The sequence below is a fragment of the Clostridium sp. genome (assembly GCF_018372875.1).
Taxonomy (GTDB): domain Bacteria; phylum Bacillota; class Clostridia; order Clostridiales; family Clostridiaceae; genus Clostridium.
Window position 1 is genome coordinate 18,258 of record NZ_JAHAIF010000054.1, and the last position, 14,777, is coordinate 33,034.

General features: G+C 28.7%; 15 protein-coding genes and 2 pseudogenes. 7 read left to right on the forward strand and 10 right to left on the reverse strand.

The window, feature by feature from the left end:
- Both KIB46_RS13835 and KIB46_RS13840 read right to left on the reverse strand, forming a co-directional pair.
- Positions 1 to 1,116: a Ger(x)C family spore germination protein gene (locus KIB46_RS13835; RefSeq protein ID WP_156561305.1), complete on the reverse strand. Its 1,116-nt coding sequence runs from the start codon at positions 1,114 to 1,116 to the stop codon at positions 1 to 3.
- The gene (locus KIB46_RS13840) at positions 1,097 to 2,518 is read right to left on the reverse strand and encodes a spore germination protein (protein WP_291672642.1); all 1,422 of its coding nucleotides are present in this window, start codon (positions 2,516 to 2,518) and stop codon (positions 1,097 to 1,099) included. The genes KIB46_RS13835 and KIB46_RS13840 overlap by 20 nt, the downstream gene beginning before the upstream one ends.
- 93 nt (positions 2,519 to 2,611) lie before the next feature.
- Here KIB46_RS13840 and KIB46_RS13845 point away from each other — a divergent pair, with 93 nt between their 5' ends.
- Together KIB46_RS13845 and KIB46_RS13850 are read left to right on the forward strand one after the other, a co-directional pair.
- Complete coding sequence (locus tag KIB46_RS13845) at positions 2,612 to 3,694, forward strand: GerAB/ArcD/ProY family transporter (RefSeq protein ID WP_156561303.1); 1,083 nt, start codon at positions 2,612 to 2,614, stop codon at positions 3,692 to 3,694.
- 148 nt (positions 3,695 to 3,842) lie between these two features.
- Positions 3,843 to 4,004 (forward strand): zinc-ribbon domain-containing protein, encoded by a 162-nt coding sequence (locus tag KIB46_RS13850; protein WP_156561302.1) that lies wholly within the window; start codon positions 3,843 to 3,845, stop codon positions 4,002 to 4,004.
- A 208-nt stretch (positions 4,005 to 4,212) separates the two neighbouring features.
- On the opposite strand, the gene KIB46_RS13855 is transcribed toward KIB46_RS13850, so the two are convergent.
- The 4 genes from KIB46_RS13855 to KIB46_RS13870 all read right to left on the reverse strand — a co-directional run bounded on the left by KIB46_RS13855 (position 4,213) and on the right by KIB46_RS13870 (position 6,349).
- The gene (locus KIB46_RS13855; protein ID WP_291672646.1) at positions 4,213 to 4,488 is read right to left on the reverse strand and encodes a hypothetical protein; all 276 of its coding nucleotides are present in this window, start codon (positions 4,486 to 4,488) and stop codon (positions 4,213 to 4,215) included.
- Complete coding sequence (locus KIB46_RS13860) at positions 4,433 to 5,200, reverse strand: transposase (RefSeq protein ID WP_363290420.1); 768 nt, start codon at positions 5,198 to 5,200, stop codon at positions 4,433 to 4,435. Before KIB46_RS13860 ends, KIB46_RS13855 begins: the two co-directional genes overlap by 56 nt.
- Positions 5,201 to 5,229: 29 nt before the next feature.
- Positions 5,230 to 5,595: a transposase zinc-binding domain-containing protein gene (locus tag KIB46_RS13865; RefSeq protein WP_291672648.1), complete on the reverse strand. Its 366-nt coding sequence runs from the start codon at positions 5,593 to 5,595 to the stop codon at positions 5,230 to 5,232.
- Between the two features lie 199 nt (positions 5,596 to 5,794).
- Entirely contained in the window at positions 5,795 to 6,349 is a 555-nt protein-coding gene (locus KIB46_RS13870; protein ID WP_291672650.1) for an ECF transporter S component, read from the reverse strand.
- Between the two features lie 140 nt (positions 6,350 to 6,489).
- Here KIB46_RS13870 and KIB46_RS13875 point away from each other — a divergent pair, with 140 nt between their 5' ends.
- A complete protein-coding gene (locus KIB46_RS13875) occupies positions 6,490 to 6,648 on the forward strand; it encodes a hypothetical protein (protein ID WP_156561148.1) in 159 nt (52 codons plus the stop codon).
- Positions 6,649 to 6,708: 60 nt separating this feature from the next.
- Here the strand turns inward: KIB46_RS13875 and KIB46_RS13880 are convergent, their stop codons facing one another.
- From KIB46_RS13880 to KIB46_RS13890, 3 genes are read right to left on the reverse strand one after another with little or no spacing between them, the layout of a single operon-like run.
- Entirely contained in the window at positions 6,709 to 7,392 is a 684-nt protein-coding gene (locus tag KIB46_RS13880; RefSeq protein ID WP_156561149.1) for a sugar phosphate nucleotidyltransferase, read from the reverse strand.
- A gap of 12 nt (positions 7,393 to 7,404) precedes the next feature.
- Entirely contained in the window at positions 7,405 to 8,328 is a 924-nt protein-coding gene (locus KIB46_RS13885; protein WP_291672654.1) for a DMT family transporter, read from the reverse strand.
- A gap of 15 nt (positions 8,329 to 8,343) precedes the next feature.
- Positions 8,344 to 10,194 carry a phosphotransferase gene (locus KIB46_RS13890; protein WP_156561150.1) on the reverse strand — a complete coding sequence of 617 codons (1,851 nt, stop codon included), beginning with the start codon at positions 10,192 to 10,194 and terminating at the stop codon, positions 8,344 to 8,346.
- 176 nt (positions 10,195 to 10,370) lie between these two features.
- Between KIB46_RS13890 and trpS the strand changes: the two genes are divergently transcribed.
- Positions 10,371 to 11,375 (forward strand): tryptophan--tRNA ligase, encoded by a 1,005-nt coding sequence (trpS, locus tag KIB46_RS13895; protein WP_291672657.1) that lies wholly within the window; start codon positions 10,371 to 10,373, stop codon positions 11,373 to 11,375.
- A 23-nt stretch (positions 11,376 to 11,398) separates the two neighbouring features.
- On the opposite strand, the gene galU is transcribed toward trpS, so the two are convergent.
- Entirely contained in the window at positions 11,399 to 12,265 is an 867-nt protein-coding gene (galU, locus tag KIB46_RS13900) for a UTP--glucose-1-phosphate uridylyltransferase GalU (RefSeq protein ID WP_156561152.1), read from the reverse strand.
- Between the two features lie 236 nt (positions 12,266 to 12,501).
- Here galU and brnQ point away from each other — a divergent pair, with 236 nt between their 5' ends.
- The 3 genes and pseudogenes from brnQ to KIB46_RS13915 all read left to right on the forward strand — a co-directional run.
- On the forward strand, positions 12,502 to 13,746 hold the full coding sequence (gene brnQ, locus KIB46_RS13905) for a branched-chain amino acid transport system II carrier protein (protein ID WP_099313560.1): 1,245 nt from the start codon (positions 12,502 to 12,504) through the stop codon (positions 13,744 to 13,746).
- Between the two features lie 259 nt (positions 13,747 to 14,005).
- A pseudogene (locus tag KIB46_RS13910) lies at positions 14,006 to 14,518 on the forward strand (helix-turn-helix domain-containing protein); the annotation flags it as partial.
- Between the two features lie 112 nt (positions 14,519 to 14,630).
- Positions 14,631 to 14,777 (forward strand): annotated as a pseudogene (locus KIB46_RS13915) (IS256 family transposase); the annotation flags it as partial.

Consider the following 14,777-nt stretch of genomic DNA (forward strand, 5'->3'; position numbering starts at 1 on the left):
TTATAAGCTATCTCTAACTAAACTGCTTCCATCTATCACTAGGTCAATATTTAAATTTAATTCTGTGGAGCCTAATATATCTTCAACACTATTTTGGGGATAATATTCATCTACTAACCTCCTAACTCCTAATATATCTATTCCTTTTTCCTTATAATTCTTAAAGAAATCATTTAAATATATCTTTATTTTTTCTTCTTCATCAACTTTTAAAGTTTCTAAAGCTTCTTCATCAACAATTAAGCTTCCTTGTATTTCACCTATAGATACCTTTAAATTTATATTCTTTTCTAATATTACTTTATCTCCATCTATTCTTACCTTTGTCTCAAGATTATCTTCTAATATATCTAATGTAACAAACTTATCTTTTTCATCTGGATTAGGAATTTCTAAAGTACCATCATTTACTCTCCTAGTTAAAAGATTGTAACTTACTGCATCCTTTTGTTCTAATCTATCTATCATATGGTTATCTTTCATTATAACTCCACCATTTAACTCTATTTTCTTATCTAAGGCATCATCATTTATAATAAAAGCACCCATATAGCTTATATTGCTTCCCACTAAGCTTTTTGTTATATAATCATTAACATTTGCACTAATTACTTTTGCATTACTTCTATTTTTCTCTACTAGTTGATCTAAATATAATCCAAGATATTCTTCATCATTGCTAGTAACATCTAACAAAGTATTTATATCTCCAAAATACGTAAACATATAGGGTTTAAACCCAAACTCTTGATCATTATTAATTAAGTCTATATACTTTTTCACACCTTTTCTTGCTGCTTGTTCTGTAAATATATAAGCTCTTACTTGACTAAAGTTTATTCTATTACTTGACTTTACATTCATTTCCCTAATAGCTTCTAATGAAGTTTTACCTGTTCCCTTAAAGATAATTCGTCTACCTTTATCTGAACTTTCATTGGCATTTCTATATGGTCTTACACAGTCTATGTATAAAATTACATTATCGTATTCATCTCTATCAAATATTATTGATGTTGCAAATGTAATTTTATTTATTTCTCTATAGTTAAAACAACCTATAAATAAAATTGAAAAGATAATAATAGATAAAATGCTAGCTAGTTTTCTTTTCATTATTATCTTCCCCTCCCTTTTCTACTACATGTTGTGATATATGCCTTAAATCGCCTCTAAATATAATATCTTTAAACTTATATGTTTCTATGCTACCAAGAGGGAACAAATAAGAATATCCCCCAGTATCTAAATCTGCTAATTTTGCAATTAAAACTAACGCCACTATAAAGAATCCTGGCAATCCAAACATAGAACTTACTACAGTTATAATAAGAGACCATATGGACATAGCTCCATATAACTTAGGTGTTAAGAAATAACTTAATGTACTAATTGCTACTACAATTATTGTTATTCTTGAAGCTATACCTGCGCCAACTACAGCATCACCTAATATTAAACCTGCAACTATACTCATTGCTCCACCAATTGGCTGCGGAAGCCTTAATCCTGCTTCCTTTATTAATTGAAAGGCCACCATCATGATTAATACCTCTACTATTGTAGGTAATGGAACTCCAGCTCTAGAAACAGCTAACCTAAATACAAATAAGGATGGTATTAATGCAAAATGATGAGTTAAAATTGCAACATACAAACCTGGCATAAATGTAGCTAAGAAAAATGCAATCCACCTAATTACCCTTGTGAAATTCACAAAATATTTATTTAAGTAGTAATCGTCTGGTGCTTGAAAGTTTTCTAAAAAGAAATATGGTACAGTTATAACAAATGGAGTACCATCAACTAATATGGCAACTCTTCCTTCTAACATTTTAGCTGCTACTTCATCTGGCTTTTCAGTATATCCTACTGTATCAAATACACTTTTCTTCTTTCTAAGAGCATCTTCAATATAATTAGTATCTAATATAAATTTTAAATCTAATTTATTTACTATCTCTTTTACATGATCAATTAAATAGTCTGGTGCAATTCCTTTTATATAAGAAATACAGACAACAGTTTGACTCTTATTACCCACATATATAGGTTCAAACTTTAAATCAGAGTTTTTTATTTTTCTTCTAATTAAAGAAACATTATCTACAAATAATTCTGTAAACCCTTCTCTTGGTCCTTTAACTACTGACTCTGTAACTGGTATACCTACCCCTCTTCTTACAAAACCTTTAACTTCGCAATAAATTATTTTTTCATGGTCATTAAATAATAAAACCACGTCTCCTGATAATACATGCAAAATTGCATCTTCAACATCCTTTGCGTAGTTTGCAATATTTATCCCTAAAACATTAGGAATTACATCTTCCACGCTCCAACATTTATAATCTTTCTTACCTAAAGGCGTAACAATATACTCACTTATAAATTGAGTACTACATAAGTCATCTATAAAGACTAAAGTGCATAATCCTAATGAAGTCATAATCTCCCTATATTTTACGTCAAATGCACCCTCAAATCTCTTTTTCACATATTCTATATCTTTTTTCATAAGCATCACCCAAAGATATTATTCCTCTATGAAGGTTTAATATTCCCTTTTTTGTTAATACTAATGTTGAATTAAAAGGAGGCAGTATTAATTATGGATAAATTATCAAGTAAACATTTTATGTTTTTTATATTAGGATGTAGCATGATAGCCCTTAGAAGCTATAGCTCTATATTTGTCCGCTTAGGGGGAAGAGATACTTGGATTATTGCTTTTTTTGCTTCAATAATTTTTATAGTTATTACAATGTATCTCTTAAATATTTGCATTAAATCTCAAACATTTAATATAAAAGATATTTTCTTTTCATCATCAAATTGGTTGGGGCAAATATATATGTTTATATTTGCAGTAGGATTATTTTCATGTGCTGTTGAATCTGCTTCTGTAGAGGCAAGTTCTATACACACTAATTTCTTTCTTTCTACACCTAATTGGTATTGCTTATTGTTTTTGATAATTCCTGCAGCATATATATTAACAAAGCAAATGAACACAATTCTGATATTAGTAATTATTACTGTAACACTTACATTAGTTGGGGATGTGGCTTTATTAGCATTAGTAAGTAAATATTTGGATTTTAATTATTTACTTCCAATATTAGGAGAAGGTATGACTAAAGGAAATTGGATATGCATATTTTTAGTTCTTGGTTCACTTTCTTCAGTAGCTATCTCTTTTCCTTTCTTGAAATTCTTAGCAAAGGAAAAAGGATTGAAAACAGATGTTTCTCTTTCTTTAATTATTTGTGTTTCTCTAGTTATAAGTTCACTTATTTCTATAATTACTTTCTTTGGTCCTGCAAGGGCAGGAAACATATTCTACCCAGAATATGTTGAGGCCCAAAGAGTACAAATTGCACATTTTTTAGAATTTGGTGAGATATTTTATATATTTAGAAGCGTATGCATGTGGTTTATAAAATATCTATTATCTTCTTATGGAATCCTATTACTATATGAAGATAAAATAAAAAACAAAAAAGTATTTATAGGTATATTCAGTGTTCTTGTTTTCATATGTTCATGGTACTTAACAGAAAGTCAGTACTTTCTGTTTTATTCACTGAAATTATTGCAAGGATTTTTGCTTATACCATTTATCATAATCCCTGTAGTAGCCTTTACTACCCATTACTTTAAACACAAAAAATCTGTTAAAATATACAAATAGTTCATTGAATTTAATTCCAATTATGGTATAATAAATATAATAAAAATAAGTAGGTGTTTTTCTATCGATACTAAGACTTCCCTTTAAAATTCAAGAGAGGTATTATTATCAAGTCAAATAATCCTATGAATTTTAAGGAGGTTTATCAATGGAAGATAAGAATATTATATGTAAAGATTGTGGAAAGGAATTCATATTTACTGTAGGTGAACAAGAATTCTTTAAAGAAAAAGGATTTGAAAATGATCCTGTAAGATGCCCTGATTGCAGAAGAGCAAGAAAAGCTCAAAAAATGAATTCTAGAAGATAATTTAATATGTTTATTTTGCTCTAGTCATATTGACTAGAGCTTTTTTATAAAAAAGGTGTAGCGGATATTTATTTTGCTTGTTCCGTCGCAAGCTCCAAGTCACATCAAAACAAATATCCACCCCACGCGTACTAAAGGTAAGGTTTATAGCTAATTTAAATTTTATAATTTCCTCGTATAATAAAATCAACTTCGTGGACTATGAGTATTAAAATAGCATAGGTTCATCTTCATCAACGAAGTATGAGCCTTCTTTTATTTTACTTTTTCCTAAGTAATAAAAATCCGCATCACAATTAGGGCACACCATTACTGGCATTCCATTCCTTTTCTTCTCTTGGCACTCATCATATTCACTTTCACAATATTTATCCATATCTGCAAACTCATCTACGATGTCGGCAGGAGCCCATTCATTATATTTACATTTATAACAATGATACTTGTAATATTTTTCTGTGTACTTTACTTCTATTAGGTTCATATAATATATCCTTTCTATTACTTGATTCCCTAATATTATATATCACACCATAATCCTTATGCCATATTTTCCATAAGAATTTTTCATTTCCACATCTATTACAACTTAATGGATTTTTATTAAAGTTTTCTATGATTCTTTCTTTCCAACTTTTCTTTATTTCATTTGCCTTACTCTTTTCTTTCAACAATTCATTAATATTTCTTTGTTTTACAAAATTATAAAGATGTATAATATTTTTAGCTAATTTATTATTTCTCCTCGAATATGCACCATATCTTCTAACCATTCTAAATCCTTTTGGAGCTATATGTTGAGTAATCTTACCTATAAAATCTAGCACATCACACTCTATAACCTTTTTTTGACCATCATTATGATCTTCATACCAAAATCTTATTCTATTATTCTCGTACTTAATTATTCTATATTCCGCTATCGCGGCTCTCGCAAGATATCTACCTATATATTTTACTGCCTGTCTTTTATCATATAATTTTCTCTTTGCGTTTACATAAAAACCTTTAGTATATGTCTTATAAAGATAGCTAATTAGTCTTCTAGTTTTATTAGAATTTTTATCTATAGCACCTTCTGTTACTAAAGCATGCACATGTGGATTCCACTTCAAATCTCCTCCGAATGTATGTAATACGGAAATTACTCCAACTTCAAAATTTGAACTTTTCTTTTTGTTATACCAATAATTAATTACTTCATATACTCCATCTTGAAGCTCTTTTAATAATTCTCTTTTTTATAGAAAAAGCTTCTTAATTCCTCTGGAATTGTAAATACGCTGTGTCTATGTATAACTCTTAACATATTATCTCTTTGTTTTTCTGCCCATTTCATTGTATATAATCTACCACATCTATTACAAAACTTACTTTTACATGTAAGTGGTACTTTCGTACTATCTCCACACTTTTCACATTTGTATTCAGCAAATCCATATTTTATATCACTACACTTCAATGCTTTTATCACTGCATTATCAATATGCTCTCGCATCTGTTGCGGAACCATGCACCAATACGTATTCTTAAATTTATTATAATTATCTTTTAATATATCTTTTACTGTTATCTTCTCTTTAATATCCATATCTATATTTTATAAGTTATCCACAACTTGTCCATAAATATAACTTCCTAAAGAATAAAAAAAATCCATAGTGTGTTATTCCGTGTTATGATTTAATCGCCAAACCAAAACATACACAGATGATAATCACTATGGACTGCTGAAATTATAAAACTTTTGAAAAATTCTCTGAGTTACACTTAGATCAAACTTAGATATTCTAATTAAATATTCTTTTCTTTATTGGTACTAATATCAAACTTAAAGGCATAGCTAATACTATTCCAACAGAAACTTGAACGATATTAGTGCCTATATCTTTAGCTGCTAATACTAGCCCCTGAATCAATCCTACATTGCCTGTTAAAAAAGCAGCTATAATAGCTCCTGCTAAAAAATAGGCTATTACCATAAATACTCCACCTATAGAAAAGGCAATAACTTCATCCTTTTTTATCATTTTATGTTCTTCACCATTGTTTAATTTTTCAAGAACAGCTCCAGCTATATATGCCATTCCCCACTTAATAACAAATGTAAATGGTGCCCATACATAGTATCCAGATGTAATGTCAACTAAAGCCATACCTACAGCACTTGAAAAAGCCCCTCTTTTTTTCCCAAGTACTACAACTGATAAAAATACCATACAATCACCAAGATGCACATAACCACCTACAGTAGGTATCTTTATAATCATAGTTGCTATAAATACAAATGCAATCATTAAAGCTGTAAGAATTAAATCCCTAGTTCTACTATTAATATTATACATATATATAACCCCCTTAATTTATTTATATAAAGCATTATATTTTTAACAAATATCTTTTGCAAATATACCGATACAATGTTTATGTATCTTTTTTAAGATTATGAACATAATAATATTAATACATGTAAGGAGGGATATTTATGAAGGTAGCTAAATGGCTACTAGGATTAGTAATTTTTCTAGCTCTATCATTTCTTATACTAGAGTACGGAGAAGTTTCAATTAATTTAATAATCATAATTGCATTTGGTGTTTTTATACTATCTCTCATCCAAAATAGAAGAAAAGAAAAAAGTTAATTTGCCTTATATACAAACAAAAAGTATGACTAACATTTAACAGTCATACTTTTCTTACATTTATTCAACTATTGCTTTTACGTTTTGTAAATCTTCTAAAGAATCAATTTCATATATATCACTACTATCAAGCATTTCAATTTTCAAATTAAGCTTATCAACATTTTCTCTTACTATATCATCCCAATATAATTTATCAAATCCACCTTCATTAATTGCTTTTTCTAACATTGCTACAATTATTTTAGAATCTTCTTTTTTCCAATATGAAACTCCTGATAATATATAGCCGCTTCCTTCATTTATAACAGATATTTTTTCAACATATTTCTCATCATTAAACTGTATTTCCCACTCATTAAAGAACTTCTCTCTATAAGCTGAAAAATATAATGAACTTTTAGGTTCTTGAATAAAAAAGTTCTTATTTATATATACATCTGCATCTATAACATAACTATCTGATAAATAATCTTTTACTAAATACATTGTATATATATTATTATACACATCATACTTATCATTATTTACCAATTTCACTCCATACTTATCAATTAAATATTCAAATTTTTCTTTTAAATATCCTGTTACAACAACAATCTCATTAATTCCACATTCTTTTAAAAATCTAATTTGCCTTTCAATTAAAGGTTCATTATTTACAATTGTTAATGATTTTGGTGTTTCTAATGTTAGCGGTCTCAATCTTGTTCCCATTCCCGCTGCTAATAATATTGCTCTCATAATATCCTCCTTCTAATCTTCTTTAGCTACTAAAAATGACCCAAACATAACTGCTGTACCTAATAAAATAGTTTTAAAAGATAATGGGGTTCCTAAAAAAATAGTTTCTAATATTATTGCCCAAACAAAATATGTTATATTTATTCCCATTGCTTTTGTAGCTCCTATTTTGTATATAGCACTATAATAACATAAATATGATATAGTTCCAAAGCAAGCTGTAATAAGTATAACCATTATTACTGGATTAGATATTGTAATAGTTACTAATTTTATTCCTCTAAATATAGGAATTATTATAACTCCATAACATACTGCTGAAATAAACTGTCTTACTTGTAACGAACACTCTGAATCTATTTCATCATCTTTCATTCCATAAGAACATACTACTGCTTCCGTTCCCCAACCAATTACACACATAGCTATAAACACAAAACCTAATAAATTTCCTATATCGCTACCCTTACTATACCCTAATGCAACTATTCCTGATATACTTACTAAAAGACCTAACCAAGCTCTTTTCTTAACTTTTTCTTTTAATATTATCGATGCTAGAATCGCTCCAACTGCTGGATAAAATGATGATATTGATGCAGTATATGAAGGTCCTAAATACTTTATTGATAAAAGATATCCTGTCATTCCAACAGGGCCTCCTAATATTGCACCCAATGCCACATATCTAGCACTTTTGGTTTTTATTGATTTAAACAAAACATTAGTCTTCTTCTTTGTCCATAAATATATAAAGATCCATATTGAAGAAAATAAATCATGAAAAAAAGCACTTACTATTGGTGCTAAAAATATTGCTTCTTCATTCTCTATAAAAGGAGCCATAGACAACACTATTCCCATCATTACAGTATCAGCTCCCCACATAACAGCCGAAACCATACCATTTCTAACTCCAGAATTAATTTTTTTCACCACTTTATCCCCCTTCTATAAAATATTAAATAAATTATTTAAGTTTATCTTAGCTCTATTATACCTATCTATGCCATAAGTTCCAAAATCCTCACCTTCAGCTTCTTTAATTAATGTCCATATTGCCCATAGAAAATCTTGACATATTTTATTTATTAATAATCTTACTCTTTCTTCTCTTGTAGCTTCTCTTCCAAAGTAATATCTTAAGAACTCTCTTTCCTCTTCTTCTGAAAATTCCGCTTCTAAAGTATGGGCAGCCAAATCCCACATTTCTTCATTAATACCGCTATATTCCCAATCAATTAAATATAATCTTCCATTTGTATCTTTTACAAAATTATCTGGTAGAGTATCATTATGAGATGGAACATATCTAGCACCATATTCTTTTATTAACGCCTTTAAATTCATAACTTTTTCTTTTACAATTATATAATCATCAAAAAACTTACCATTTAACTGATTTATTATATCTTCATATAACTCTATTTCTTCAAATACATTAAATTCATTTTCAAATACTATACTTGATTCATGCAATTCTTTTATTATTTGAGAAACTAGCTTCATATTCTCTTGTTTTTTACTACTTCTATTTGTTAAAGTTTCTGCATCTTCTATAAACTTCGATATCTTTATACCTGATTCTTCATTAAAATATGCAATATCTACATTAATTCCTTGTTCTGAAGCCAATTTAGAATTAATCATTTCATATTTTCTAGAAATCATTTTTTCTGTACCAACTCCTGGCACTCGTACAATATAATAATCTCCATCAACATTTACTTTATAATTATTATTAGTAAGTCCACCTGCAACACTTACTTCTTTTATTTTATCTCTATCTACCTGAAATACTTCTGAAGCTATATCTCTAACATAGTCATATTTACTATTTTTCTCTTTTCTCATTATCTTTGGATAGATATTATTCACAACTTTTCCATATTGATCTTCCGTATCAATTTCTCCCCAAGTAAGATCATCAATTTTTAAACATGGCACTTTATAATCTCTTGAAACATCTAATAACATATAATCATAATTTAAATATGGATTTACATTAGACTCAAACTCTTGTAACATTAATTTAAATAAGTTAATTGATATTTTAGATATACCTATCATTTCTCCATCAATCCTATTAAATTGATGAATATCTTTAGCTAATTTAAATAAATATCCATCCTTTAGTTGAACAAAACCTTCATCACCTGAGCCACTTTCATTTGTTATTATTATAGTATTTCTTTTATCATTACTTATTAGCTTAGAAATTACACTTTCTTCAAATATTAAATCTCCTTCAATTAGTACAAAATCATTTTCTATAATATTTTTAGCTAAAGCTAATGATTGCATATTGCCTGTCCAAGAATATCTATCATTATCTACTAGAATTACATCTTTTTCTTCTTTTAATAGATTATATAGCATCTCTTTATTATAACCAGCAATAACAACAATTTTTCTTATTCCATTATCTCTTAAAATCTTTATATTTCTTTGTATTATAGTTGTATCTTCCAAGCTAAGCGCAGCTACTGGAATATCAAAATCCTTTCTTTTACCAGCAGCTAATATAACTGCTTCAGTAACTACATTTACTTTATCTATATCAATTTCTAATTGATTTTCTTTTATATTCTTCAAATTTTCTTCCAAACACTCTTTTCCTAAGTCTGTAATTCTATAAATTACTTTATTGCCATTTTTAATTATATCAATTTCTCTATTTTGAATAGATTCTTTTAATATTGAATTTACTTTTCCTAATGATATGTTTAATAACTCTGATATTTTTCTTTGACTTATACAAGAATCCTCTAATATAAGTTTTAATACATTAAATTTATCCATTTATCCCATCCCCTTTACTTTTTGTTCATTTATTGAACATACTTTTATGATAATATATTTCTTATTGCATTTCAAGTTTTTTTCCAAAATCTCGTAAAACTCATCTACATTGACAGTTATATTGGTAAATCCTATAATATAGTTATTATATTTAAGTTTAGAAAGGGGTGTTTCTATTGTCAGAAAACCTTAACAAAAAAATAATCTTTAGTGGCATTCAGCCATCTGGCGACTTAACTTTAGGCAACTATCTTGGAGCATTAAAAAATTGGGTTAAGCTACAAGACGAATATGATTGTTATTTCTGTGTTGTAGATATGCATGCAATAACGGTTAGACAAACTCCTGCTGATTTAAGAAGAAGAACTTTAGAACTTTTATCAATATATATAGCTGCTGGAATAAATCCAGAAAAAAATACACTTTTTATCCAATCACATGTTCCAGCCCATGCTGAATGTTGTTGGTTATTAACATGTAACACTTATATGGGTGAATTAAGTAGAATGACTCAATATAAAGATAAATCTCAAAAGATGGGTTCATCTATTGGTGCAGGGTTATTTACTTATCCATCACTAATGGCAGCTGATATTCTTCTATATAATACTGATTTAGTACCTGTAGGTAAAGATCAAACTCAACACTTAGAGTTAACTAGAGATTTAGCTGAAAGATTTAATAACACTTATAGTCCTACATTTAAAATACCAGAAGGATATATTCCTAAGGCTGGTGCAAAAATTATGGACTTACAAGAACCTACTAAAAAGATGTCTAAATCATCAGATAATCCAAACTCATTCATTTTAATTATGGATTCTCCTGATGTTATAAGAAAAAAAATCAGTAGAGCAGTTACAGATAGTATAGGAATTATAAACTATACTGACGAACAACCTGGTGTGAAAAACTTATTAAATATATTATCAGCTATAAAAGGTATCTCACCTGAAGATTTAGTTAAATCATATGAAGGAAAAGGATATGCCGATTTAAAGAAAGATGTAGCTGAAGCTATTATAGGGGAGCTTACTCCAATCCAAGAAAAAGTAAAAGAACTTTTATCTAATAAAAAGTATCTTGAAGAAATTTATCAAAATGGTGCTCAAAAAGCATCTTACGTTGCAAATAAAACTTTAAGAAAAATGCAAAAGAAGATTGGATTTATACAAAAATAAAGGAAGGTTTTCACCTTCCTTTTTTATTCCCAATCTCTACTTTTTAAGTAATCTAAAAATCTATCTCTTAATTCTTCTTTCTTAAGGGCAAATTCAATTGTAGCTTGTAAGAATCCAAGCTTATCTCCTACATCATATCTTCTTCCTTCGAAGTTATACGCATACATAGCTTCTTGACTAATTAAAGTCTTAAGGGCATCTGTTAACTGGATTTCTCCACCCTTTCCAGGCTCTGTATTTTCAAGAATATCAAATATTTGAGGAGTAATTATATATCTACCTAAGATAGCAACATTACTTGGTGCTTCATCTACTGATGGTTTTTCTACTAAGTCTTTAACCTTATATACTCTATCTTCTATATGAATACCATCCACAATACCATATTTATTAGTTTCACTTTCTGGAACTGTTTGAACTCCTAATATAGTAGTTTTATATTCTGAGTAACAATCTATTAATTGCTTTAAACATGGTACTTCACTATCAACAACATCATCCCCTAAAAGGACTGCAAATGGTTCATTTCCAACGAATGTCTTTGCACAATGAATAGCATGACCTAAGCCTCTTGGCTCCTTTTGTCTTATATAATGAATATCAACCATATCTGATATATCCCTTACTAATTCAAGTAGCTCTGACTTTCCTGCTTTCTCTAACTCCATTTCAAGCTCTACTGACTTATCAAAATGGTCTTCTATACATTTCTTATTTCTTCCTGTAATTATAAGTATCTCTTCTATACCAGAAGCAACAGCTTCTTCAATAATATACTGTATTGTTGGTTTATCAACTATTGGTAACATTTCCTTTGGTTGTGCTTTTGTAGCTGGTAAAAACCTTGTTCCTAATCCCGCAGCTGGTATTATTGCCTTTTTAACTTTCATAATACTTCCCCTTCCTTCTTTTACATACAAGTATATTCTATCATATTTAAATCATTATGTTAACAAAATATATCAAACTATTAACCGCATATATTTTTTGCATTTTAATAAAAATATATTAATTTTAATATTAATTTCTTAGTTTTTTGTCTTATATTGTATCTTTTTGTTGATACTTATAAAATTAAATGGTACTATTGTTAATAGTAAAGTTAATTGTTTAAGGAGGACTTAAGATGAATAATAAAAATAAAGATATATTAATTATCGGTTTTGCACTATTTGCTATGTTCTTTGGTGCTGGAAATTTAATTTTCCCTCCATATTTAGGACACGCTATAGGAAGTGAATATATAATTGGAATGCTAGGATTTATAATAACAGGAGTGGGGTTACCACTATTTGCTATATTAGCCTGTTTAAAAGGAGATGGAACCTTTGAAACAATAGCTTCTAAAATAGGACCTAAATTTTCAATTATTTTTGCTTCAATTTTATTTATTGCAATAGGACCTATGCTAGGTATCCCTAGAACTGCAGCAACAACTTTTGAAATAACTATACAACCATTATTTCCATCATTCTCACCAATTTTATTTATGATTATATACTTTGCTTTTAACCTTATTTTTGTTTTAAACAAATCTTCAGTTATAGATACAATTGGTAAATATTTAACTCCAGCATTAATAGTATTGCTTTCTTTAGTAATTATTAAAGGAATCTTAGTTCCTCTTGGTGAAATCAGCACTACTGGTGCTACATCTGTTCTATCAACTTCACTAATTGAAGGATATCAGACTATGGATGCTTTAGCTGCATTACTTTTCGCAGCAGTCATAACTAATAGTTTAAAAGAAAAAGGGTATGATAAAGATAAAATGATTCCTATGGCTTTAAGAGCTAGTATAATAGCAGCTTTAGGATTAGCATTTGTTTATGGTGGACTAACTATACTTGGTGCACAAACTACTGAACTTGTATCTTCAGATATTTCAAAAACTTCATTACTACTTTTTATAGCTCACGGAATATTGGGTAACATAGGAAAAACAGTAATCGCAATAGCTATGAGTCTTGCTTGTTTAACAACATCTATTGGTTTACTAACAGCTGGATCAAGCTTTTTTGAAAAGGTATCAAAAGGAAAACTTCCATACAAGATTAATGCAGTAATAATATCTATAATAAGTATAGTCATCGGTGCATTGGGCGTTGATAATATTATAAAAATATCTGGTCCTATTCTTAACATACTATATCCTGTAGCAATAACATTAATTGTTACTACATTATTAAATAAGTATTTTACAAATATTAAAGCTGTAAGGCTTGGAATTTATACTTCTCTTATTTTTGCTATTTTAGCTGAAATAAAAGTTTTTGATTTAAGTTTCATTCCACTTGCAAACCTTGGTTTTCCATGGTTAATCCCTACTGTAATTATGATAGGCATAGGACATTTTTTAGTGAAGAACTAGTAGAATTAAATAGTGAACAATGCAAGAAGCAATTCCACAGGAATTACAAAAACCAAATTGGCTAAGCCAATTTGGTTTTTAATTTTTAGAAACTAAGCTGCTGAGTTTCATCCTTTACTATTCGTTATTTTAACTGTTAGCTACTTTCTTTTTCTTGTTCCATTGTAAGATGAAATTAAACTAATAAAAAAATCCACAGTGGATTATTCTGTGTTATGATTTAATCGCCAAACCAAAACATACACAGAGGATAATCACTATGGATCACTCAAATATTAACACAGAATCACGTAAAAATAAATACTTAAATTATGAGGAACGTATAACTATTCAACTTCCTCTTAAAGATGGAGCAACGCCATATAAGATAGCTAAAGAACTAGGTAGGCCAATAAATACTATTCCAAATGAAATACGTCCTGGTAAAACTACTCAAATAAAACAAGGAAATCATGTTGAAGTTTACCTTGCCGATACTGGCAAAGCTGTATATAAAAAGCATCGTTCAAATTCTTGTCGTACTTTTAAACTCTTAGAATGTAGTGATTTTATTAACTACACTGTAGATAAAATCAAAAACAATTCATGGTCACCGATGCTTGTGTTGGGTAAGCAGGTTTAATCACTCTCAAATGGTTTGTACCAAGACACTGTACAACTATATAGACTTGGATTTATGGATGTAAAAAATACAGATTTACCAATGAAGCTGCATAGAAATACAAAACTAGCTAGAGTAAAGAAGCATAAGAAAAATCTCGGTACTAGCATATGTCAAGGGACTGTAGATAGATTTGTGTAAATACAAATCTACTACAGTCCTTTTTGTATAATTAAGTGGTAGATTTGGAATAATATACTTATAAATTTAAGGAGGATTCTAAATGAAAGAAATTGAAATACCTAATATTGATTACAAGGCAGAAATAAAGAAGTGTAAGACAATGGATGATGTCGTAGGTAAAAATGGTCTTATGCAAAAGCTATTAAAGGATGTAATTCAACAGTTACTTGAAGCTGAAATGGAAGAG